At 71.2% G+C, this 22,364-nt stretch carries 19 protein-coding genes and 2 pseudogenes; 17 read left to right on the forward strand and 4 right to left on the reverse strand.

Annotated elements, in window-relative coordinates; all coding sequences use genetic code 11:
• The first annotated feature begins 59 nt into the window (after window positions 1–59).
• Window positions 60–548, forward strand: a complete 489-nt coding sequence (locus I6A60_RS23580; RefSeq protein ID WP_203022252.1) for a MaoC family dehydratase N-terminal domain-containing protein — start codon at window positions 60–62, stop codon at window positions 546–548.
• Between the two features lie 24 nt (window positions 549–572).
• Here the strand turns inward: I6A60_RS23580 and I6A60_RS23585 are convergent, their stop codons facing one another.
• Together I6A60_RS23585 and I6A60_RS23590 are read right to left on the reverse strand one after the other, a co-directional pair.
• On the reverse strand, window positions 573–1,496 hold the full coding sequence (locus tag I6A60_RS23585; RefSeq protein WP_203022251.1) for a LysR family transcriptional regulator: 924 nt from the start codon (window positions 1,494–1,496) through the stop codon (window positions 573–575).
• A 14-nt stretch (window positions 1,497–1,510) separates the two neighbouring features.
• A complete protein-coding gene (locus tag I6A60_RS23590; RefSeq protein WP_203022250.1) occupies window positions 1,511–2,626 on the reverse strand; it encodes a YeiH family protein in 1,116 nt (371 codons plus the stop codon).
• Between the two features lie 309 nt (window positions 2,627–2,935).
• On the opposite strand from I6A60_RS23590, the gene I6A60_RS23595 reads away from it, so the two are divergent.
• The 6 genes and pseudogenes from I6A60_RS23595 to I6A60_RS23620 form a co-directional block, all read left to right on the forward strand.
• Window positions 2,936–3,808 (forward strand): TetR/AcrR family transcriptional regulator, encoded by an 873-nt coding sequence (locus tag I6A60_RS23595; protein ID WP_307873827.1) that lies wholly within the window; start codon window positions 2,936–2,938, stop codon window positions 3,806–3,808.
• A 779-nt stretch (window positions 3,809–4,587) separates the two neighbouring features.
• Window positions 4,588–5,946, forward strand: coding sequence for an ABC transporter substrate-binding protein (locus tag I6A60_RS23600; RefSeq protein ID WP_203022249.1), 1,359 nt, complete (start codon window positions 4,588–4,590; stop codon window positions 5,944–5,946).
• An 89-nt stretch (window positions 5,947–6,035) separates the two neighbouring features.
• Window positions 6,036–7,025, forward strand: a complete 990-nt coding sequence (locus I6A60_RS23605) for an LLM class flavin-dependent oxidoreductase (RefSeq protein ID WP_203022248.1) — start codon at window positions 6,036–6,038, stop codon at window positions 7,023–7,025.
• A 357-nt stretch (window positions 7,026–7,382) separates the two neighbouring features.
• The gene (locus I6A60_RS23610) at window positions 7,383–8,153 is read left to right on the forward strand and encodes an ABC transporter ATP-binding protein (protein ID WP_203022247.1); all 771 of its coding nucleotides are present in this window, start codon (window positions 7,383–7,385) and stop codon (window positions 8,151–8,153) included.
• Window positions 8,154–8,215: 62 nt separating this feature from the next.
• A complete protein-coding gene (locus I6A60_RS23615) occupies window positions 8,216–10,117 on the forward strand; it encodes an FtsX-like permease family protein (protein ID WP_203022246.1) in 1,902 nt (633 codons plus the stop codon).
• Between the two features lie 85 nt (window positions 10,118–10,202).
• Window positions 10,203–10,568 (forward strand): annotated as a pseudogene (locus I6A60_RS23620) (hypothetical protein); the annotation flags it as partial.
• Window positions 10,569–10,681: 113 nt separating this feature from the next.
• Here I6A60_RS23620 and I6A60_RS23625 read toward each other — a convergent pair.
• Window positions 10,682–11,332: a TetR/AcrR family transcriptional regulator gene (locus tag I6A60_RS23625; protein WP_203022244.1), complete on the reverse strand. Its 651-nt coding sequence runs from the start codon at window positions 11,330–11,332 to the stop codon at window positions 10,682–10,684.
• Window positions 11,333–11,534: 202 nt separating this feature from the next.
• On the opposite strand from I6A60_RS23625, the gene I6A60_RS23630 reads away from it, so the two are divergent.
• From I6A60_RS23630 to I6A60_RS23665, 8 genes and pseudogenes are all read left to right on the forward strand, one after another.
• Window positions 11,535–12,614 (forward strand): dihydrodipicolinate reductase, encoded by a 1,080-nt coding sequence (locus tag I6A60_RS23630; RefSeq protein WP_203022243.1) that lies wholly within the window; start codon window positions 11,535–11,537, stop codon window positions 12,612–12,614.
• 23 nt (window positions 12,615–12,637) lie between these two features.
• Window positions 12,638–13,555, forward strand: coding sequence for a pantoate--beta-alanine ligase (locus tag I6A60_RS23635; RefSeq protein WP_203022260.1), 918 nt, complete (start codon window positions 12,638–12,640; stop codon window positions 13,553–13,555).
• Entirely contained in the window at window positions 13,552–14,373 is an 822-nt protein-coding gene (locus I6A60_RS23640; protein ID WP_203022242.1) for an SDR family NAD(P)-dependent oxidoreductase, read from the forward strand. Before I6A60_RS23635 ends, I6A60_RS23640 begins: the two co-directional genes overlap by 4 nt.
• 22 nt (window positions 14,374–14,395) lie before the next feature.
• Window positions 14,396–15,886 (forward strand): aldehyde dehydrogenase family protein, encoded by a 1,491-nt coding sequence (locus tag I6A60_RS23645; RefSeq protein ID WP_203022241.1) that lies wholly within the window; start codon window positions 14,396–14,398, stop codon window positions 15,884–15,886.
• A 122-nt stretch (window positions 15,887–16,008) separates the two neighbouring features.
• Window positions 16,009–17,142: pseudogene (locus I6A60_RS23650) on the forward strand (cytochrome P450); the annotation flags it as partial.
• Window positions 17,135–17,866: an SDR family NAD(P)-dependent oxidoreductase gene (locus tag I6A60_RS23655; RefSeq protein ID WP_307873828.1), complete on the forward strand. Its 732-nt coding sequence runs from the start codon at window positions 17,135–17,137 to the stop codon at window positions 17,864–17,866. The pseudogene I6A60_RS23650 and the gene I6A60_RS23655, both read left to right, overlap by 8 nt.
• A gap of 94 nt (window positions 17,867–17,960) precedes the next feature.
• Window positions 17,961–18,554, forward strand: a complete 594-nt coding sequence (locus tag I6A60_RS23660) for a carboxymuconolactone decarboxylase family protein (protein ID WP_203055696.1) — start codon at window positions 17,961–17,963, stop codon at window positions 18,552–18,554.
• Between the two features lie 63 nt (window positions 18,555–18,617).
• Window positions 18,618–19,238: a TetR/AcrR family transcriptional regulator gene (locus I6A60_RS23665; RefSeq protein ID WP_203022239.1), complete on the forward strand. Its 621-nt coding sequence runs from the start codon at window positions 18,618–18,620 to the stop codon at window positions 19,236–19,238.
• Window positions 19,239–19,482: 244 nt separating this feature from the next.
• On the opposite strand, the gene I6A60_RS23670 is transcribed toward I6A60_RS23665, so the two are convergent.
• Window positions 19,483–20,082: a TetR/AcrR family transcriptional regulator gene (locus tag I6A60_RS23670; protein WP_203022238.1), complete on the reverse strand. Its 600-nt coding sequence runs from the start codon at window positions 20,080–20,082 to the stop codon at window positions 19,483–19,485.
• Between the two features lie 121 nt (window positions 20,083–20,203).
• Between I6A60_RS23670 and I6A60_RS23675 the strand changes: the two genes are divergently transcribed.
• Window positions 20,204–21,049, forward strand: coding sequence for an enoyl-CoA hydratase/isomerase family protein (locus tag I6A60_RS23675; protein ID WP_203022237.1), 846 nt, complete (start codon window positions 20,204–20,206; stop codon window positions 21,047–21,049).
• A gap of 248 nt (window positions 21,050–21,297) precedes the next feature.
• The gene (locus I6A60_RS23680; RefSeq protein WP_203022236.1) at window positions 21,298–22,341 is read left to right on the forward strand and encodes an alcohol dehydrogenase; all 1,044 of its coding nucleotides are present in this window, start codon (window positions 21,298–21,300) and stop codon (window positions 22,339–22,341) included.
• The last annotated feature ends 23 nt before the right edge of the window (window positions 22,342–22,364 follow it).

Below are 22,364 nucleotides of genomic sequence, written 5' to 3' on the forward strand. Positions count from 1 at the left end.
GCCGAGACGGTCGCGTCCGCGGCGGGAGACGTCCGCGCGTCCGTGGACCGAAGGAAACGATGACGCACCTCGAGACGCTGGTAACGCCTGAGCTTGAGGCCCAGAAGGGCGTGTGGATCGACGAACAGGTCTCCTACCCGATCTCCGCCTCCGACATCCGTAAGTGGGCCATCGCGGTGTACTGGGACGAGACGCCGCCGCGGATCTACTGGGACGAGGAGTACGCCAGGTCGACCCGATGGGGCGGGATCATCGCCCCGGAGGACTTCAACCCGTTCGCCTGGGCCATGACCAGACCGATCATGATGGGCGCTGTTCCTGGCCAGGAGGTCAAGAAGGGCGAGAACACTCTCAACGGCGGGATGACTGAGAAGTTCGGCGTGAAGATGCGGCCCGGCGACGTCATCACCACCCGCTCCCAGCTGACCCACTGGGAGGAACGCCAGGGGCGCAACGGCCTCACCCTCTACCTGTACGTCCTGACCGAATGGACGAACCAGCACGGCGAGCTCGTCAAGACCCGAGTAAGAACGACGATCCGCTACTAGCCGGTCCAGCTCGGAACGGCGCTGCTAGTCCGAGGTGGGCAGGCTGATCGCGAGGTCGATCAGCTCCGCGGCCAGGGGGCTCGGGGTCTGGCCGGACCAGACCGCGTGCAGCGGCCGCTCAAGGGCCAGATCGGCGACCCGGAGCCGGACCAGCTCACCGGTGGCCAGGCCGGCCGCCGCCGCCCGGGCGCTGACGACGCCCACGCCGCCGCCCGCTCGGACCGTGGCCAGGATCGTCGCCGTCGAGCCCAGGCTGGTCGCACGGGGGATCGACGGGGTGCGCCCGAGCGCGCCGGCAAGCGCGCGCAGGAACGTCTCGCGGGTGCCGGAGCCCGGCTCGCGCAGCAGCAGCGGGACCTCGACAAGGTCGCTGGCGCGCAGGCCCCGGTCCGCCCGCGCGGCCAGCGGGTAGCGGGCGGCGACCACGAGCGCGAGGCCGTCGGTGCCGACGACCCGGCGGCCGAGGTCGGCCGGGACGTCGGGTGACTCGACGAAACCGAGATCGGCCCGCCCGGACCGGATCGCCGCGCAGACGTCCGCGCTGTTGGCGACGCTGGCGGAGATCTCCAGGTCGGCATGACCGCGTCGCAGGACCAGTAGCCAGCGGGGGAGCAGGTACTCGGCGATGGTCAGGCTGGCCGTGAGGCGCAGGCGGGCCCGCTGGTCGGCTCGTAGGGAGAGCACGCCGTCGGCCAGCGTCTGCGCCGCGTCGACGACCGGGTGGATCCAGGCGACGACGGCCTCGCCGGTCGGGGTCAGCGTGCTGCCGCGCCGGGTCCTGACCAGCAGCGGCACGCCGAACAGCCGTTCCAGCCGGGCCAGCCGCTCGCTCGCGCTGGGCTGGCTGATGCCGTGCGCCCGCGCCGCGCCGCCGACGCTGCCGGTCTCGGCGACCGACAGCAGCAGGTCGAGCGTCGCCAGATCCGTGGCCCAGCTCGGGAGCGGCATCGCCGGACAGCGTGTCACACCGCTCCGGCGACGGCGAGGCTGGTCAGGCTCACCGTCACCCACAGCAGCAGACCGAGCAGCAGCGGCCGGAACCCGGTGCGGCGCAGTGCGGCGACGTCCGTGGCGAGACCAATCGCGGCGAGGGCGACGGCGATGAGGACCATCGCGCAGCGACGCAGCGGCTCATGGCTGACGGCGGGGAGCAGCCCGGCCGAGTGTGCCGCCGCCACCAGCACGAACCCGACCAGGAAGCCGGGAACCAGGCGGACGGCCCGGCGCGCCCCGGCCAGCCCCCCGCGGCCTCGCCGGCGCCGCGGCCCGGCGGCGGGCTCGGGGTCGACCGCGGTCTCGGGGTCGACCACGGCCTCGCGGCGGCGGACGAGCGCGCCCAGCGTCAGCACGATCGGAATGATCATGAGTGTGCGGACGAGCTTGACCACGACGGCCTGCTGGACCGCGCCCGGGCCGTAGGCGCCGGCCGCGGCGGCGACCGAGGACATGTCGTTGACCGCCGTCCCGGCGAACAGGCCGAACCCGTTCGGGCTCAGGCCGAGCGCGTGCCCGAGCGGCGGGAAGACCAGCACCGCGGCCACGTTGAACAGGAAGATCGTCGAGACGGCGTAGGTGACGTCGGGGTCCTTGGCCCTGATCGTCGGGCTGGTGGCGGCGATCGCCGACGCGCCGCAGATCGCCGTCCCGACCCCGATGAGGACGCACAGGTCACGGCCCACCCGCAGGCCTCGGCCGAGCAGGGCCGCGCCGGCCAGGCACGCGGCGAGGGTGGCCAGCATGACCGGCAGCGAGGCGACCCCGGCGCGCGCGACCTCGCCCAGGGACAACTGCGCCCCCAGCAACACGACGGACAGCCGCAGCAGGCGGACCCGGGCGACGTCGAGACCCGGCTGAACGACCTCCCGCCAGCGCCGCGCGAGCGGGCTGAGCAGCGCGCCCCCGACGACCGCCACGACCGGCGCCCCGATCACCGGGCAGGCCGCGCCGACGGCTGTCGCGGCGAGGCCGATCGCGGCGGCCAGCCCCAGCCCGCCCACCTGGCCGGAGGCGGCGGACACGGCGGGCAGGAACCGCGTGGGCCGGGCCGGCCGGCGTTCCCCTACGGGGATGGTGGTCATGTAGCCAGCCTCAACCGACCGCGGAACCTCCGGTAGCGACCGACTGCCAGGCACGGTCATAGGCGCTACCTATGACCCGGCGCGCGAGGGCTCCCTGATCCGCCCCGCGATCGAGGCCCGGAGTCGTCTCCGCAACGGTCCAGCCGACGTGCGCAGGTCACGGCGGTTGGTAACAATGGTGTGCCGTCAGTGGACATCGCACTGTCAGTGGACCCGCACAGTCAGTCGATATCGCACAGTCAGTCGAGACGGCTGAGTCAGTCGGGACCGCACAGTCAGTCGAGACCGCACAGTCAGGAGGGTGCTCCGGTGCCTGGGTCGAGTTCCCTGCGCCCGCCGGCCGGTGGCCGACGGGGGAGCGCGGCCCCTGTCGCGGACGCAGTCCTGCCTGACGACGGCCCGCGTACCGACGGCGGCCCGCGTAACGACGTCGGTCAGCGCGGTGACGTCGGTCAGCGCGGTGACGTCGGTCAGCTTGCCGAGTCCGCCGCGCAGAATGGCGGGCCGCCGCTGGCCCACGCGGCGGCTGACGGCCAGGGGGTGCGGGCCAACGAAGAGGCCGGCCGGGTCGACGGCCGTAAGGGTGGCCTGCGCGCCGCTCAGAAGGCTCGCACCCATGCGAGGTTCATCGACGCAGCCGTCACCGAGTTCGCCGAGCTGGGATATGCCCGCACCAAGGTCGACGACATCGTCGCTCGGTCCGGCTCGACCCGAGCCACCTTCTATCTGCATTTTCGAAGCAAGGCCGATATTCTCCGCGAGCTCTATGAGCGCGTCATGATGGCTTTCACCGGTATCTACGATGATTTCGGCGCCATTGCGCGTAACCCGACGATCGAGGGCATCGAGGCCTGGATCCGGACGGACGTCGAGCGGTGGGGGTCGATCAGGCATGATGTCGCGGCCCTTGCGGAGGGCGCGGTCATCGACCCGGAAATCCGGGACATGGTCGAGCAGGGCTACGACGACCATGTCAAGTTCCTCGCCGCGGCGCTGCTCACGGCCCACGAGGGCCTGGACCCGGTCGACGCCGAGTACACGGCCGCGATCCTGTACATGCCGCTTATGCACTTCTTCGAACGATATGTGTACGGACGACTGGCGGACCCCGATCGGATGATCTCAGTGCTCGCCTCCGCCTGGATGGCCGTCATCAAGAACGCGGGTGCGGCGAACCAGTAGCCAGAAACCGCGAGTCCGACAGCGGCGCCACCACCTGGTGCCGCGACCACCAGCGTCCACCCGTCGCCTTGATCGCCGTTTTCGCCCTCGGGTGGCTACGAAACAGACCCGGTAACGACCACCTGAGGGCCGAAACGGCGATCATGGGGACGCCGGAACGGGCGAATGCTGCCGGAGACGCCACCAGCCAGGCCCGGTAGCTACGGCACCACCTGATCCCGACCCGCCGGCTCCCCGGCGGGCGGGCGTCCATCACCGTGACGCGTGGCAGGTCCGGGCGGCGCCGCGCCCGGCGGACCGGCGCGCGCCGTAGCCGTCACACCTCGCGCGCCCGCGGATCGCCGCGTGTACGGATCGAGCCAGGCCGGGCCGGAGGTGGGCCGCGCGGAGCACGGTCGCCCGAGTGCGCCGATGGCCGCGCGGGCACGTTGACTAGACATGACATCTTGTCTATCGTCGCGGCACCGGCTTGGCGGACCGGCTGGAGGAGACGACGCCGATCGACCCCGATCGGCCTGCCGACGCGCGGTGCCTCGACCACCGGGCGCCAAGCCTCAGGTAGCCGATTCCTCCCTGGCCGCCCTGGAGCACATTCAGACCTTGCAATCGTCTAAACACATATTGTATCCAATATACTAATGGGTCGTCGCGGACCCCGCCTGCCTGGCCGACCAGGCCGGACCGAGGTGCCGCTACGGCCCCTGATGCCCAGCCAGCCAGTTCGGATCGCCGCCGCGCCCCGTCACGCGGGCGCGGCGGTCATTCATCGGGGAGTAACGATGCGTGTCTCACGATTAGCAACCGTCCTGGCCGCCGCGACGGCCCTGCTTACCGGCCTCGCGGCCTGCGGGAGCGGCGACGGATCCACGACGACGAGCAGCGGCCCGACCGTGGCCGCCAACGCCATCAAGGCCGGACCGCCTACCGGCTGGAGCGGCGGCGGCGTCACCGTTGACGCCAGCTCGCTGAAATGCGGCCAGACCGCCGCCGACCCGACCCGCGGCATCACCGACACGTCCATCAAGGTCGGTGGCCTCGCCTACCTGACCAGCGCCAGCGGCAGCACGATGGCCGGCACCGAGATCGGCGCCAAGGTCCGCTTCGACCGGGCCAACGACGCCGGCGGCGTCAACGGCCGCAAGATCGACTACATCGGCACGCTGGACGACGGCAACGACGCGAGCCGCAACACGAGCCAGGCCAAGGTCCTCGCCGACCAGGAGAAGGTCTTCGCCGTCGTTCCCGAGATGACCAGCTCCACCGGCTACCTCGACACCTTCTGCTCGGAGGCCGTGCCGTTCTTCGGCTGGGGCTTCAACGGCGGCTACTGCGGTAACACGGTCGGCTTCGGCATCACCGGCTGCCTCACCAACCTCACCGAGGCCACGTCGTCGGCGTACGGCGTGATGATCCAGACGCTGTTCGGCGGTGACGCCAAGGGCAGGACCGTCGCCGTGATCGGCAACGACGACGACGCCGCCCGTACCGGCGTGGCCGACCTCAAGGCGCAGATCCAGACCGTCGGCGCGAAGGTCGTCTACGCCGAGAGCCCGGTCCCCGACTCCGGCCTCACCGACGCCACGCCGATCGTCGGCAAGATCATGACTGCCGCGGGTGGCGCGCCGCCGCAGGTGGTCGTCTACGCCACCGACTTCACCTCGACCACGAAACTGATCCAGGCCCTGTCGGCAGCCGGCTTCGACGGCAAGCACATCAACTCGGTCGGCTACGACCCACGACTGGCCGCGGCCAACTTCCCCGGCCTGCAGAAGGCCTACACCCTGCTGCAGTGGTCGCCGACGGAGGACGCCTCGGCAGCCGGCGTCCAGCAGCTCGTCGCCGACTTCAAGAAGTACGCCCCCGACGCCGCACTCAGCCTGCCCACCATGGCCGGCTACTGGGCCGCCGACATGTTCGTCGACGCCGCCACCAAGACCGGCAAGGATCTCACCGTCAACAGCTTCCTGAAGACCCTGAACAACGGCGACTACAGCTACTACGTCGACGGCGCGCTGGCGCAGGCCCGGTTCCCGCTCAACCACGTCGTCAACGTGCCCTGCGCGTCGCTGGTCCAGCTGGACGGGGCGAAGTACACCGTCACCACGAAGCTGTCCTGCGGACAGGTGCTCAAGAAGTAACGAGTCCCAACCGGCCAGGCCGGCGGCACCAGCCGGCCTGGCCGCACACCACGAGGCAGTATTCGGGCAGCCAAGGAGTATCGGCGAGAATGTACATGCTGAGGTTCGACATGCGCGCGCCCGGAACCGGGGCGCCGACGCGGGAGCTTTACGCCGCGGCGACCGAGATGGCGGCGTGGGCGGAGACGCGCGGATGCTTCGGCGTCATTCTCTGCGAGCATCACATGTCCGAGGACGGCTATCTTCCGTCGCCGATGGTCCTCGCCGGCGCGATGGCCGCACGCACGTCGAGCGCGATCATCAATATCGCCGCCCTCGTGCTGCCGTTATACGACCCTGTCCGCCTCGCCGAGGAGATGGCGGTCCTCGACATCGTCAGCGGCGGGCGGCTGTCCTACGTCGCCGCCATCGGCTATCGGCCAGCCGAGTACGAGATGTACGGGGTCGACTTCCACCGCCGCGGGCGCATCGCCGACGAGAAGCTCCCGCTCCTGCTGCGTGCGAAGACCGGTGAGCCGTTCGAGCACGACGGCCGGCGCATCCACGTCACCCCGACCCCGCACACGCCGGGTGGCCCGATGGTCGCGTGGGGTGGCGGCAGCCTCGCCGCGGCCCGCCGCGCCGGACGGCACGGCATCGGGTTCCTGGCCCAGGGCGGCGGCGAGGAGCTGCGGGACGCCTACGAGGCCGCGGCGCGCGCGGCCGGCCACGAGCCCGGCATGTGCGTCCTGAACCCACCGGAAGAACCCAGCGTCGTGTTCGTGGCAGAGGACCTCGACGAGGCCTGGGACGAGCTCGGGCCCTACCTGATGCACGACGTCCGCAGCTACGCAGCCTGGAACGAGGGCGACACCGGCACGGCGAGCCTGTCGTTCACCCGCACCGCCGAGGAGCTGCGGGCCGAGCGGCGCAGCCACCAGATCCTGACGGTGGACGAGGCCGTGGCCCAGGTCCGCGCGGGCGGCCTGCTGCGGCTGCACCCGCTGATCGGCGGGCTGCCGCCGGAGATCGGCTGGCGCTACCTCCAGACCGTGGCCGAGAAGGTCCTGCCCGCCGGCAAGGTCGGCCCGTTGGCTTGATCGCTGTTTTGGCCCTCAGATGGTCACAAAACTGTCGCGTTTACAGCCACGGGAGGGCGAAAGCGGCGATCTTGCTGGTGTCGGGAGGAGGCCAACCTCGTCAGATGCGGCACTAGAGACCGAGGTCATCGCCGAAGGGGCCTGAGACTGCCGTGAATCCCGCCTTACCGCTGGCGGCTGGGCCCCCGGCAGCCCTGTCCCCGTCAGCTTGCCGTCCCCAGCGACACGGACCGCGAACCCCCGATCATGCCGCGCCGGAGCCGGGCCAGACCGCCCTCCGAGGCGGGGGAAAACCCCACCTCGGACCGTCCCGCCTGCATTACTGTCAGACACCGCGCCCGCGGTTATAAAGAACCTGTGAGCGTTCAAGCACGATTTCAGGAGACCGCGGCGGGCACGGCTTCGGCGCCGGTCGTCGAACTGCGCGGCGTCAGCCGCACATATGGCCGTCGCCTTACGGAGGTGCGGGCCCTCGACGATGTGGACGTCGCTTTCGGGGCCGGCTCGTGGACGGCGGTGATGGGGCCGTCGGGCTCCGGGAAGTCGACGCTGCTGCATTGCGCGGCCGGACTCGAAAAGGTTACCGGCGGGCAGGTCGTGCTTTCTGGCCAGGACATTACCGGTGCCTCTGACGCGGAGCTCACCGAATTGCGCCGCAAGACGGTGGGATTTGTCTTCCAGAGTTTCAACCTGATCGGCTCGCTGACCGCCGAGCAGAACGTCGCCATGCCGCTGCGGCTGGCCGGCCTGCGCCCGGGGCGGCGGGTGGTCCGCGAGGCGCTCGCCGCCGTCGGGCTGGCCGACCGGGCCCGGCACCGGCCGCGGGAGCTGTCCGGCGGCCAGCAGCAGCGCGTCGCGATCGCGCGGGCGATGGTGACCAGGCCGGCCGTGCTGTTCGCCGACGAGCCGACGGGCGCGCTGGACAGCCGGTCCGCGCGCGGCCTGCTCGACCTGATGCGATCCATGGTCGACGACGAGGGCCAGACCATCGTCATGGTGACCCACGACCCCGCCGCCGCGGCCACCGCCGACCGGGTGCTGTTCCTGCGCGACGGGCGTCTCGTCGACCGGCTGGAACGGCCGTCGGCCCACGCGGTGGCCGAGCTGCTGGCGAGCTGGGAATCGTGAGCCCGCGCCGCCCTCGACGACCGAGCCCGCCCGGCTAGAAAGGCTGCACTCCCATGTTGCGCATGTCCTGGAGTACCTTCCGCGACCGGTGGCAGGTCTTCATCGGCGCGATCGTCACCGTCGCCCTCGGCGTCGCCCTCGTCCAGTCGTCGCTGCTCACCCTGATCTCGGCGGCGACCGCGAAGGTCCCCGCAGGCCTGCCGGCGGCGCAGGCCCAGACCGTGCGGGACGGCTACACGGCCGCGGTCGCGCTGCTCGGCATGACGCTGGGCCTGGCGACGTTCGTCGCCGGTTTCATCGTCAGCTCGACGTTCGCGTTCACGGCCGTCCAGCGCCGGCGTGAGCTGGCCCTGCTGCGGCTGGTCGGCGCGAGCCCGCGGCAGCTTCGCCGGCTGCTGTTCGGCGAGGCACTGCTGCTGGGCCTCGTCGGCTCCGGGCTCGGCGTGCTGGCCGGACGTTCGCTGATACGCCTGCAGGACGCCATGCTGGCGCGTTTCGACCTGGTCCCGGACGGGTTCACCAGCGAGTGGCGGTCCTGGGTGATAGCCGTGTCGGTGGGCACGGGTGTCGTCGTGGCCGTCTGCGGGGTGTCTGTGGCGTCGGCGCGGGCGGCCCGGGTCCGGCCGTTGGAGGCGCTTCGCGAGTCGGGCGGCGACACCCGCCTCATGACCATCCCGCGGTGGGTGCTCGGCGGTGTCTTCCTGGCCGGCGGGATCGCGCTGCTCGTGCTCGTGCCGGCGGTCGGCGGCGACGCGGCCGTCGCGATGGCGCTCTGCTCGTCCATGGTGCTGGTGGTCGCCGTCGCCGCGTTCACCCCGCTGCTGGTCCCGGCGGCGAGCTGGTTGCCGCGGCTGTTCGCCGTCGGGCCGCTCGGCCAGCTGGCCCACGCGAACCTGCGCGCGGGCGCCCGGCGCAGCGCCGCAACGGCGGCCCCGGTCATCGTGTTGTTCGCGTTCGTCGTCGGCATGGCCGGTTCGCTCGACACGCTCGGCGCCGCGTCCCGGCAGGAGACGACCCGGGCCCTGCGCGCGGACCTGGTCGTGACGACCGACCGGGAGATGACGTCCCGGCTCGCGGCCGTCGACGGGGTCGCCGTGGTGTCCGAGGAGGTCCCGATCGCGTTCGACCTCGGCGCGCTCGACGACGGGAAGGTGGAGTACGACTCCGCCGACGCCCTCTCGGTGGACCCCGCCGCCTACGCCCGTACCCACCGGCTCGACCTGCGTTCCGGCGACCTCGCGGACCTGCGCGGCGACACCGTCGCCGTGGTCGGATCGCACTGGCGGGTCGGTGCCGTGCTACGGACCCGGTTCGCGGGGGAGTCGAGGAACCTGCGGGTCGTGGCCCGGCTACCGGCCACCATCTCCGGCCCCGAGTTCCTGTTGCCCGCCGGCCGGGGTGTCGAGGCCTCGGCCCCGCGGCGCTACACGATCCAGGTGACGCCGGGTGCCGATCGGTCCGCCGTCGCGGACCGGCTGCGCGGCGCCGGCCTCGGCGGCGGCGGCAAGGTCGACACCGCGGCCGGGTGGATTCGGCACGACGCGGACGAGCAGCAGCGGATCAACGTCCAGATCATGGTGGCGCTCCTCGGGCTCGCCATGGTCTACACGGTCATCGCGATGATCAACGCGGTCGTCGTCGCGGCCTCCGGGCGCCGGGAGGAGTTCGCGACGGCGCGGGTGTCCGGCCTGACCCGCGGCCAGGTGGTGCGGATGGCGCTGTGGGAGGCGGCGGCCGTCGTCGTGATCGGCCTGGTCCTCGGCGGCCTGACCGCCAGCGCGACCGTGCTCAGTCTCATGACCGCCGTCCGTCACATGATCGGCGTGACGGTGCTGAGCGTGCCGTGGCCGCTGATCGCCGCCGTCGGGCTGGGATCCCTGGTGGTCGTCGGCCTGACGACCGCGCTGACCGCGCTGGCGGCGACCAGAACGCCGGCGGTCCGCCTCACCGGCGCCCGCGAGTAGGCGCGCGGCCCGATGATGGCGGAGGTGACAGCCCTCCTCATCGACCGCCCGCGCGACTGCGTGGTCCCTACTGGAAGCCGAGGTCATGCCGGACATCCGTTGGAAAGACGCCCCGCAGGAGCACGACTACCCGGCCGCCGCGGACTATCTCGCGCTGCTGGCGGCTCCCTCGCAGGTCGAGGCGCTGGTCAAGGCACTGCGCGTCGCGCCGGAACAGCGGTGGAAGGCCAAGGACATCCTGCGGGCCGCGCTGCTGCCACTGCTGCCGGCGGACAACCCCCATGTCGCGGCGGACCTCCAGAAGATCCGCAAGGGGAAGCAGCTGTCGCCGGTGCTGCTCATCCGCGGCGACCTGTTCGCCGGCCTGCCGATGACGATCGCCGACGGTTACCACCGGGTGTGCGCGGTCTACCACACGGACGAGAACACCGACATCCCGTGCCGGATCGCCGCCCTCGGTGGCGGCCCTCCGGGGGCCGCGATCAGGCCGGTCGTGGCCAGCACCGCCGGGCGCGGCAGTCGCCGGTCGACCGCACCGAACGCGTAGACCTTCGCTGACGGAGGTCAGACCGCGTCGGCCGCGTCGCCGTCCTGGGGGTAGAGCACCGAGGTGAGCAGGGCCGTCTCGGCGGCGCGCCAGCGGCTGCGGTCGTTCTCGTCGGCGAAGTCCAGGTGCAGGGCGTGTTCGAGATACGGCCGCAGCAGGACCGGGGCGAACCCCAGCAGGGCCAGCATCGCGGCCGTGACGCGCAGGTCGGCGGACGGGCTCGCGATGCCGAGTGACTCGCGCTGGCTCAGCCCGGCCGCCGAGGCGTCGACGGCCCGGGCGAACCAGGCCAGGCCGTCTTCGGTGCCGTCGAGGAGCATCCGGCGCAGGTAGGCCCCGAGCAGCGGCGTCTCGGTGGTCATCCGCTCGAACCGAAGCTGGCGGCGCCGGTGCGCCTCGGCCGGGCTCGCCTGGGCGTCGGCGTCCCGGGAGACGTCGCCGAGGACGTCGGTCACCCAGGTCGTGACCTCGTCGACGACGCCCTGCTTCGAGCCGAAGTGGTGCAGGACGAGACTGGGGGAGACGTCGGCTCGCCGGGCGATCGCGCGCACCGTCGTCGCGTCGACACCGTGCTGCGCGATCAGCGCGAACGCCGCGTTGCGGATGCGCGCCCTGGCGGTGAGGTCGTCCGGCCGGACCGGCGGGTGTTCCTTGGTTTCGCGCTCCACGCGGCCGCCCTCTCGTTGGTTTCGTCGCGTCCGCCCGTGTCCGCACGCGTCCGCCGCAGCCTCACGGCTGCACGAGCGTTCAGCTTACTGAACGCTGATTGACCTGGTCGGGAGGCGTGGTGACGATGAGCCGGCCGCGCACCACCGGCACTGGGACGCAGAGCGCTGGGACGCGGAGAACTGGGACGCGGAGAGGAGCGAGATGGGCATTCGGGTTGTCGTCTGTTACACCGGCGGCGTCGGGTCGCAGGCCTTACGGCTGCTGGCGGCCGAACCGGGCATGGAGATCGTCGGTGTCCTCGTCCACCATGAGGAGAAGGACGGCCGCGACGTCGGCGAGCTGGTCGGGATCGGGCCGATCGGGCTGGCCGCGACGCGCGACGTCGACGCGCTGGTCGCGCTGCGCGCGGACTGCATGCTGTGGCACGGGCTGACCTGGGAGCCGGCGGTCATCGCCCGGTTCCTGGCCGCGGGCACGAACGTCTACTCGAGCATGGGCGGCTGGTGGCCGGCGTTCATACCCGCCGATCAGGAGACGCTCGCCGCCGCGTGCGCCGAGGGCGGCTCGACGTTCCTCGCCGGCGGCAACATTCCCGGGCTGGTCAGCGACGTGCTGCCGCTGTTCGTCTCCGGCTACGCCGGCCAGGTCGAGAAGATCCGTTGCTGGCAGAGCGACTACGTGCCGCACTACCCGGCCGCCCAGCAGCTCCAGGGGGCACTCGGCATGGGTCTGCCCGTGCCGGAGGACCAGTCGCCCACTGAAGCCGACCAGGGCTGGATCTGGGGCATCCGTCAGTCCGCGGAGATCGTTGCCGCCGGTCTCGGGTTCGAGCTGGTCGACGTGAAGGTGACCAAGAAGGAGTACGCCGCCGCGCTCCAGGACACCGTGCTGCATCCGAGCGGCCTGGACGTCAGGAAGGGCACGATCGCCGGCGCCCGGTGGACGTTCACCGCCTACACCGGCGCGGATGGCGACGTGCCGTTCTACGAGGTCGTCAACGAGCAGACGGTCGGGCTGGGCCTGGCGCCCGGCTGGCGCGTCAGCGAGGACGAGCCCAACTGGAAGGTCGAGATCACCGGGGTCCCGACCATCACCTGCGTGTTCGACCTGGCCTTCGACCCGGACCTCGAACCGGTCTCCGCGCTGAACGCCGCCCGCGCGGTCAACGCCATCCCGATTCTCGTCGCCGCCGAGCCGGGAACGAAGACGGTGCTCGACCTGCCGGCGCCGCGGGCCGCCACCCTCGCCGCCCGGGCGAAGCCGGCGGCGGGGCGGCCGTGAGCGCGTCCACCGGCGCCGCCGCGATGCGGACGCTGGAAAGCTTTCGGGAGACGCGGGCGGTGCTGGACGCCCACCGGGCCGCCGGCCGGACGGTCGGCATGGTCGGCACCAGTGGCGCCATTCACGAGGGCCATCTTTCCCTGGTGGAACGGGCCCGGCGCGAGAACGACGTGGTGGCCCTCTTCTACGCGGGAGTCATGAGCGTCGACGCGGCACCGGCCTCGGTCCAGATCTACGAACGCGACGTCGACCGGGACACCGAGCTGCTGGCGGCCGCCGGGGTCGACCTCTTCTATGTGATGCGGCGCGACGACCTGTACGCGCGGCCACCGGTGACGTTCCTGGCTCAGCCGGAGCTGGTGCCGGACCTGCCCGGGCTGCTGGCGCCCGACCACGCGGGTGTCCTCGCCACGATGGTCTTCAGCATGTTGAACATCGCCGGTCCGTGTACGAACTATTCGGGCGAGAAGGACTGGCAGCAGCTCGTCCTCTTCAAACGGGCGGCCGAGGATTTGCTCTCGCCGTGCACCGTCGTCGGCTGCCCGACGGTGCGTGAGCCGGACGGCGTCGCGAAGTCGAGCCGCAACGTCCGGCTGACGCCGTCACACCGTGCCGCCGCCCCGGTCATCTACCGTGCGCTCACCGAGGCCGTCGAGCTGGTGAACGCGGGGGAGCGCGCCGCGAAGGTGGTCACCAGCCGGATCGCGGACCAGATCGCCGCCGTCGCGTCGGTGGACTACGTACACGCCGTCGAGGCCGACACGTTGCGCCCACTCGACGTGCTCGACGGCGAAGTCCGGCTGCTCGTCTCGGCGACGTTCGGCGACACCCCGCTGGTCGACAACATCGGTATCACCGTCCCCCGTCAGGCCGCCGCTGTTCCGGCAGGCGAGGGCGGCACGGTCGCGGCCGGGAATGACACGGAGGAAACGGCGCCATGAGGCTTCAGGGAAAGGTCGCGCTGGTCACCGGCGGGACCGCGGGAATCGGCGCCGGGATCGTGAGGATGTTCGCCGAGCAGGGCGCGGCGGTCGCCTTCACGGGCCGCAACGACGTCCGCGGTGAGGAGCTCGCGACGACGTTGCGCGCCGACGGCCACGCCGTCACCTACGTCCACGCGGACAGCTCGATCGAGCAGGACGTCGCCCGCGCGGTCACGACGGCGGTCGAGACCTACGGGCCGATCACTGCCCTCGTCAACAGCGCGGCCGCCACCGACGTGACGGCGAGCGGCCGCGACAACCACGTCGACGAGATCAACACGGAGGACTGGGACTACATCGTTCGCACCGCGCTCAACGGCACGATGTGGGCCTGCAAGTACGCCGTGCCGCACCTGCGGGCCGCGGGCGGCGGCTCGATCGTCAACATCTCGGCGTCGTCCAGCCTGCGCTCGCTGCGGTCCCGGCCCGCCTACCAGGCGGCGAAGGGCGGCGTGAACGTGCTGACCCGCCAGCTCGCCGCCGACTACGGTGCCGACGACATCCGCGCCAACGCGATCATCGTCGGCTTCATCTACACCGGTGAGGAGGGCATGCGCAATCTGCTCGCGGACCCCGAGTACATGCAGGTCATCCGCGGCATGCTGGTGCTCCCGCGCCTGGGCGAGCCGGCCGACATCGCCGCCGCCGCGGTCTATCTGGCCTCCGACGAGTCCAAATACGTGACGGGTACCCAGATCACCGTCGACGGTGGAGCCACCGGCTTCCAGCCCACGTTGCCCCGCTTCAACCTCAAGCCGTCCGCCAGCGACCGCTGACCAGCACCGTCGAGGAGCACCCATGTCGACACCCGTGATCACTCCCTCCGGCCTGTTCGTCGAGGAGCGCCTGCTCATCGGCGGCGAGCTGCGCCCGGCGTCCGGCGGCCGGACCTACGAGAACATCAACCCGGCGACCGAGGAGGTCATCGGGGTCGCGGCCGACGCGACGGCCGAGGACATGCGCGCGGCGATCGCCGCCGCTCGGACCGCGTTCGACGAGAGCGCCTGGGCGACCGACGTGGAACTGCGGGTCCGCTGCTTACGCCAGTTGCACGCCGCGTTGTTACGGCACGAGCCCGAGCTGCGCGAGACGATCCGCGCGGAGGTCGGCGCGACGAACGTCAGCCTGGATGTGCCGCTGTTCGCCCGCGCCCTGGACAACATCACCTATGCCGCGGACCTCGCCGAGCGCTACGAGTTCGTCCGGGACCTGGGCGTCGGCGAGTCGATGGGCCGGATGAGCCGCCGGCGCCTCTATCGCGAACCCGTCGGCGTGGTCGCGGCGATCACGCCGTGGAACGCCCCGATGCAGGTCAACCTGGCGAAGGCGGCGTTCGCGCTGGCCGCCGGGTGCACGGTCATCCTCAAGCCCGCCCCGGACACGCCCTGGAACGCCACCGCGCTGGGCCGCCTCGCGGTCGAGGAGACCGACCTCCCCCCGGGCGTGTTCAACGTCGTGCCCACGTCCGACAACGCCGTCGCCCAGATCCTGGCCGAGGACCCCCGCGTCGACCTGATCAGCTTCACCGGCTCGACGGGGGTCGGCCGGCATCTGATGTCCGTCGCCGCGAACACGGTCAAGAAGGTCTTCCTGGAGCTCGGCGGCAAGTCGGCCTGGATCCAGTGCGACGACGCCGACGTCGACACGAACGCGCTGATGATCGCCTACCAGTCGCTGTCGCAGGCCGGGCAGGGATGCTCGATCAACACCCGGCTGCTGGTCCAGCGTTCCCGCTACGAGGAGATGATCGCCAAGGTCGCGGACGCGTTCCGCTCCATCCCCTATGGCGACCCGGCCGACCCGAGCACCTACATGGGCCCGCTGATCAACGCGAAGCAGCGCAGCCGGGTGCTCGACTACATCGAGATCGGCAAGGCCGAGGGCGCCCGCCTCGTCCTGGGCGGCGGCGCGCCCGCCCACCTGGAACGCGGCTACTACGTCGAGCCGACGATCTTCGCCGACGTCGACCCGGCCTCCCGGATCGCCCAGGAGGAGATCTTCGGGCCGGTGCTGGTCGTCATCCCGTTCGACACCGACGCCGACGCGATCCGGATCGCCAACTCGACCATCTTCGGCCTCGCCGGCACGGTCGAGAGCGCGGACCCGGCCCGGGCCCGCGCCATCGCGGAGAAGATCCGGTCGGGCGTCGTGAACGTCAACGGCGGCATGTACTTCAGCTGCGAGGTGCCTTTCGGCGGCTACAAGCAGAGCGGCGTCGGCCGCGAGATGGGCACCCTCGGCTTCGAGGAGTACACGGAAGTGAAGATCATCAGCGAGGGCATCGCCTAGCGCCGGCCGGCGCGGCGGGACCTCGGGCGGTTCCCTCACGGCCGCCCTGGACGAACAGTTTGTACGAACGTATGGCGCGATGCTATACGTTCGTACAAAGATGTCCAGGGGAGGCCAGCCACGTGGGCGCAGGCGATCGGTACTACGACCCGTACGACGTCGAGATCGACAGGGACCCGTACCCCGTCTACCGGCGGCTGCGCGACGAGGCGCCGCTGTACCGCAACGAGCGCCTCGACTTCTGGGGGCTCAGCCGCTACGACGACGTCGTCACGGCGCTCAAGGACCTCACGCGTCTGACCTCGACGAAGGGCGACATCCTGGAAGTGGTCCAGGCCGCTCCGGTGATGCCGCCGGGGATCTTCATCAACGAGGACCCGCCGCTGCACACCATCCACCGTGCCCTGGTCTCCCGGATGTTCACCCCCAGGAAGATCAGGGCGCTGGAGGAAAAGATCCGGGCATTCTGCGCCGCGTGTCTGGACCCGCTGGTCGGCGCCGGCCGGTTCGATTTCGTCCTCGACCTCGGCGCCGAGCTGCCGATGCGCACCATCGGCCTGCTGTTCGGCATTCCGGACGCGGAGCAGCCGTCGCTGCGCTCGACCGCCCAGCGGGCCCTGCGCAACGAGCCCGGCAAACCGCTGCCGGTCACCAGGGAGAAGTACTTCGGCGGTGGGAACTACGCCGAGTACGTCGACTGGCGGGCGAAGAACCCGTCGGACGACATCATCACCGAGCTGCTGACGCTGGAGTTCACCGACGACTCTGGCAAGGTCCGCCGGCTGACCCGCCAGGAGGTCCAGATCTTCGTCGGAGTGATCGCGGGTGCCGGCGTCGAGACCACCAGCCGTCTTTTCGGCTGGATGGGAAAGCTGCTCGCGGAGAATCCCGACCAGCGTCGTGAGCTGGTCGCGGACCCGAGGCTCATCCCGCGGGCGGTCGAGGAGTTGCTGCGCATCGAGCCGCCCGGCCCGCATGTGGCCCGTTCCGTGACCGAGGACGTCGAGTACCACGGGCGGACGGTGCCGGCCGGCAGCGCGCTGCTGCTCATGCTGGCGTCGGCCAACCACGACGAGCGGGTGTTCCCCGACCCAGACCGGTTCGACATCCACCGCGACTTCAGCCAGCTGGTGACCTTCGGCCATGGGGCGCATTTCTGTCTGGGCGCCAGTCTCGCCCGCCTCGAAGGGCGCGTCGCTCTCGAAGAAGTGCTCAGACGTTTCCCGACCTGGGGGGAAGGTCGCCGTCGTGACCGGCGGCGGTACGGGAATCGGCCGGGCCTCGGCGCTGGCGCTGGCCGAGTATGGCGCCGACGTGGTGCTCGCGGCACGCCGGCCGGAACCGCTGGCGGCCACCGCGCAGGAAATCGAGGATTCCGGCCAACGTGTCCTGGCCCTTTCCGCCGACGTGACGACGGCCGCGGAATGCCAACGGATCGTCGACGCGACCCTTGCCGAGTTCGGGCGGCTCGACATTCTCGTCAACTGCGCCGGCGGTGCGCAGACCAAGTCGATCAAGCGCTGGACCGAGGACGAGTGGCAGCAGGTGCTGGCCCTCAACCTCGGCTCCGTCTGGTTCCTGTCCCGCGCCGCCTCCGTGCCGATGCTGGCCCAGGGCAAGGGCGCGATCGTGAACATCTCCTCCGGCGCGAGCCTGCTCGGCATGCCCCAGGCCGCGCCCTACGGCGCGGCGAAGGCCGGCGTGAACAACCTGACCGCCTCGATGGCGGCGGCGTGGACCCCGCACGGAATCCGGGTCAACGCAATCGCCGTCGGCGCGGTCCGGGCCGCGTCGCTGACCGACGACGCCGCTCGGTACGGCCTGGACCCGGATGCGATCGGGCTGACGAACGGCTCCGGCCGGCTCGGCGAACCAGCGGAAATCGGCAGCGCCGTGCTGTTCTTCGCCTCCGACGCGGCGAGCTTCTGCTCCGGCCAGACGCTTTACGTCCACGGCGGCCCCGGCCCCGCGGGAATCTGACGAACCACCCTCGCGACCACGGAGCCAGACCGTAAGGAGCACCGTGAGCAGCGAATCCGAGCTCGACGAGACCGGACCGCGAAGGAGCATTTCGATGGCACGAATCGCACCGCTGCCCCCGCGAGAATGGCCCGCTGACGTGGTCGGGGCGCTGACCGCGATCGACCCGACGACCCGGGGCCGGCCTGCTCCGGAGATGGACCGGCGGCCGTCCGGGCGGGACGCAATCGCGTCGCTCGCCCGCCACCCCGTGCTCGCCAAGGCATTTCTCCCGTTCAACGGCTACGCGCTGCTCGACACCGAGCTGCGGATCCGTGAGGTCGAGATCCTCATCCTGCGGGTCGCGGCGCGGCGCCAGTCCCGGTATCTGTGGGGCCAGCACATCTTCGCCGCCCGGGCCGCCGGCCTCACCGACGAGGAGGTCGCGCGGGTCGCCTACGGCCCGAACGCCCCGTTCCTGGAGCCGCTGGACGCCGCGCTCATCCGGGCCGTCGACGCGCTCGTCGACGACGGCGCCATCTCGGACGGCACCTGGGCCGAGCTCGCCGCCGAGCTCGACGAGCGGAAGCTGCTCGACATCCTGTTCGTCACCGGCTGCTACGAGACGATGGCCTGGATGATGAACTCGCTCGACCTCGAACCCGACCCACGCATCCCGGAGTACCTGAAGAACCCTGTCGTCCCGTGAGCGGCGCCGAGCCCGGGGGAGTGCCCGCGGCGGAAGGTATACCTGGGTTGTGAGGGGTGCTGTATGACGAGGCCGCGGCGGGTCGGTACCGAGACGTCGGCGAAGCGCGCCGACCTGCTGGACGCGGCCGAACGACTGATGCTGGCTGAGGGATATGCCGCCGTCACGTACCGGGTGGTGGCGGCCCAGGCCGGGATGACGCCGTCGCTGGTCCAGTACTACTTCCCGACGCTGGACGAACTTTTCCTGGCACTGGTCCGGCGCCGGTCCGAGCAGACGGTCGGAGCGCTGGTCCGGGCGCTCGAGACCGACCAGCCGCTGCGGGCGATCTGGGAGTTCGCCAACAACAGGACCGCGGCGGCTCTCATCGCGGAGCTCATGGCCCTCGCGAACCATCGCAAGGCGATCCGCTCCGAGATCGCCGCGGTGGGTGAGCAGGTCCGTGAGCTGACCCTGGCCGCGATGGCCAGGTCGGGCAACGACTACACCTCGCCGTTGGTACCGGTATCTCCCGAGATACTCGTCTTCCTCCTGACCAGCAGCCCGCGAATGATGCGCATGGAGCAGGCCGTCGGGATGTCGGGCTCACACACCGAGGTCGCCGACTTCCTCGCGGGCTACCTGGACAAGGTGGAGCCTTCGAGCACGCGCGGCACGGCGCCGGATTCCCCGACGCCGCGGTAGCCCGTCGAGCAGGGATCGCCAGGTCGACGGGCGGTGTCCAGTCTCTGGATCGCGGGCACCGCTCCGGTCATGATTGCCGTTTGGGCCCTGGGGTGGTCGCAGAAACCGTCCCGTTACGACCATGAGAGGGCCAAAACCGCGATCAAGGCCACGCGCAGGCAGGCTCTGCCGAACAGGCCAGCAGGGTCCAGTGGGGAGCGACGACGGCGATCTTGTCGGCGGCCCGGCTCGCGCTGGCCCGGCGCTAGGCCGCTGGCTGGGGGCGGGCGGCGAGTCCTTCGACGAGGAGGGTCAGGAGCCGGTCGTCGGGGTTGACGGTGCGGCCGGCCTGCCGGGCGGCCCAGGCCATCGCGTAGGCCGTGGCGATGAGCTCGCCCGGGTCGAGGTCGGCGCGGATCGCGCCGGAACGCTGGGCCCGGGCCAGCAGGTCGGCGGCGGCGGTGCGCAGGCCGTCGCAGGAGTGGTGCAGGCTGGAGTCGGGATCGTGCAGCGCTCGCAGGACGGAGGCGGGCAGGCCGTCGTAGCGGGTGGACGCCGCGGCCAGCTCCCCGATCCAGACGACGAGGGCCTGACCGGGGTCGGCGGCGGTGAGCAGGTCGGCCGCTCGGGCGCGCAGCGTGTCGAACCCGTCCCGCAGCAGTGCTTCCAGTAGCGACTCTCGGGTCGGGAAGTGCCGGTACAGGGTCGCGATGCTGACGCCGGCCCGGCGGGCGACCTCCCGTAGCGAGGCGTCGGTTCCCTGGTCCGCGAACGTCGCCCGGGCCGCGGCCAGCAGGTGCTCGTGGCTGCGCCGGCCGTCGGCCCGAACGGGAAGCGCGACGTGTCGAGGGGGCGCCTCATCCATCACAGGGTCCTCTTCCCGGAGTCTTGCTAAGCGAAGCACCGCTACGCATAATGGGAGCACCGCTTCGGTTATGGCCCGAGGCTACTCCGGTGCCCCCACCAGCGCGTGAGGTGATCTTTCTATGCCGCAGGAACTCGACGAGTGGCATGCCCAGGCCGGCGGCTATGTGCCACGGCCGAGCTTCGAGGTCTACGCCGAGAAGTACGCCGAGTATTTCGTCATGCACCGCCGCGACGGGATCCTCGAACTACGGATGCACACCGACGGCGGCCCGGCTCGGTTCGACTTCGCCGTCCACAACGCCTGGGCCCAGGCGTGGCAGGAGATCGGCAACGACCCCGACAACGAGGTGCTGATCATCACCGGGACCGGCGACCAGTGGCTCGGGGTCCCCGACCCCGTCGCGACCGACCCCGCGGCGGCGGCAGCCAGGCTCAGGCAGGGCGCGCGTCCCAGGGACTTCGCCTACGAGCACACCTACTACGACGCGACCAAGCTGCTGGAGAACTTCGTCTTCGGCATCGAGATCCCGACCATCGCGGCCATCAACGGACCCAGCGTCGCCCATACCGAATTCGCCCTGCTCTGCGACATCACCCTGGCATCGACGTCCGCCACCATCATCGACCCGCATTTCCTGGTCGGCGCCGCGCCCGGCGACGGGCAGCAGCTCACCCTCCAGGAGCTCATCGGCACAAAGCGAGCGGCCTACCACCTCTACACGGGCCAGCCCATCGGCGCCCAACAGGCGCTTGAGCTCGGTCTGGTCAACGAGGTGCTCTCCGCCGACCGTCTGCTGCCCCGCGCCTGGGAACTCGCCGAAGCCATCATGAAGGCGCCCCGCGCCGCCCGCCGCCTCACCCACGCCATCGCCCAGCGCCCGTGGAAACGCCGTCTCGTCCAGGACCTCGGCTTCGGCCTCGCCCACCAGATGTTCGGCATGCGGGCCGACGGCCTCGTCGGCTAGGCCCGCATCTGACAAGGTCGGCCTCGTCCCGAGACCGGCAAGATCGCTGTTTGCACCCTCGCGTGGCTGTAACCGAGGCGGTTTTGTGACCATGGGAGGGCCCAAACCGCGATCAAGCGACGGGTCGACTTCGGCGGACCCGGCACTGGGCCGGGCTGGACCCGGCTTGCGCGTGCCGGCGGCCAGCGCGCCGGCGTTCGAGGCCGTACCGCATGTTCCCGCCTCCCCGGGCCGGGAAGAGGTAGGCCATGCCGACGCAGACGTCCGCCAAGCTGTTGACCTTCCGGTCCGCCCAGGTCGCCGAGCCCGGCGGCCCGTTCAGCATCGTCAGGAGTGAGCTGCCGGAGCCCGGACGGGGCCACGTCCGTCTCACCGTCGAGGCCTGTGGCGTCTGCCGCTCGGACTCCGGGTTCGTCGACGCCGCGTTCCCCGGTGTGTCGTTCCCCCTGGTGACCGGGCACGAGATCGCTGGACGCATCGACGCGGTCGGCGACGACGTCGAAGGCTGGAGCACGGGTGAACGCGTGGCCGTCGGCTGGTTCGGCGGGAACTGTGGTTTCTGCGTCGCCTGCCGGGAGGGCGACTTCATCCACTGCGCGCTCATGCAGGTTCCCGGCTGGGCCTACCCGGGCGGCTACGCCGAGGCCGTCGTCGTTCCCACCTCCGCGCTGGCCCGCATCCCCGACGGGCTCACCGCCGTCGAGGCGGCGCCGATGGGCTGTGCCGGCGTGACCACGTTCAACGCGCTGCGGCGCAGCCCAGCCGGGCCGGGTGACCTGGTCGCCGTGCTGGGGGTGGGCGGGCTCGGCCACCTGGGCGTGCAGTTCGCCGCGAAGCTCGGCTTCGAGACCGTGGCCATCGCCCGGGGCCCGGACAAGGGGCACATGGCCAGGAAGCTCGGCGCCCACCACTACCTCGACAGCAACACCGGCGACGTGGCCAAGCGGCTGCAGGCGCTGGGCGGCGCGAAGGTCGTGCTGGCCACCGCGGCCAGCTCCGAGGCCATGAGCGCCACCATCGACGGCCTGCGCCACAACGGCGAGCTCACCGTCATCGGTGTCACGCCGAAGCCGATCCAGGTCAGCCCGCTCCAGCTCATCGGGAACAGCAGGTCCGTGCACGGCCACCCGTCCGGTACGGCCCGGGATGTCGAGGAGACCATGCGGTTCGCCGTGCTCACCGGAGTCCGGGCGATGACGGAGACCCGCCCGTTGGACGAGGCCGACGCGGCCTACCACCGCATGCTGTCCGGTGACGCCCGCTACCGCATGGTCCTCACCACCGGCCTGTGACAGCCGGCCTTGACGACGCCTCT

The organism is Frankia sp. AgB1.9, from assembly GCF_016786355.1.
In the GTDB taxonomy this organism is placed as follows: Bacteria; Actinomycetota; Actinomycetes; order Frankiales; family Frankiaceae; genus Pseudofrankia.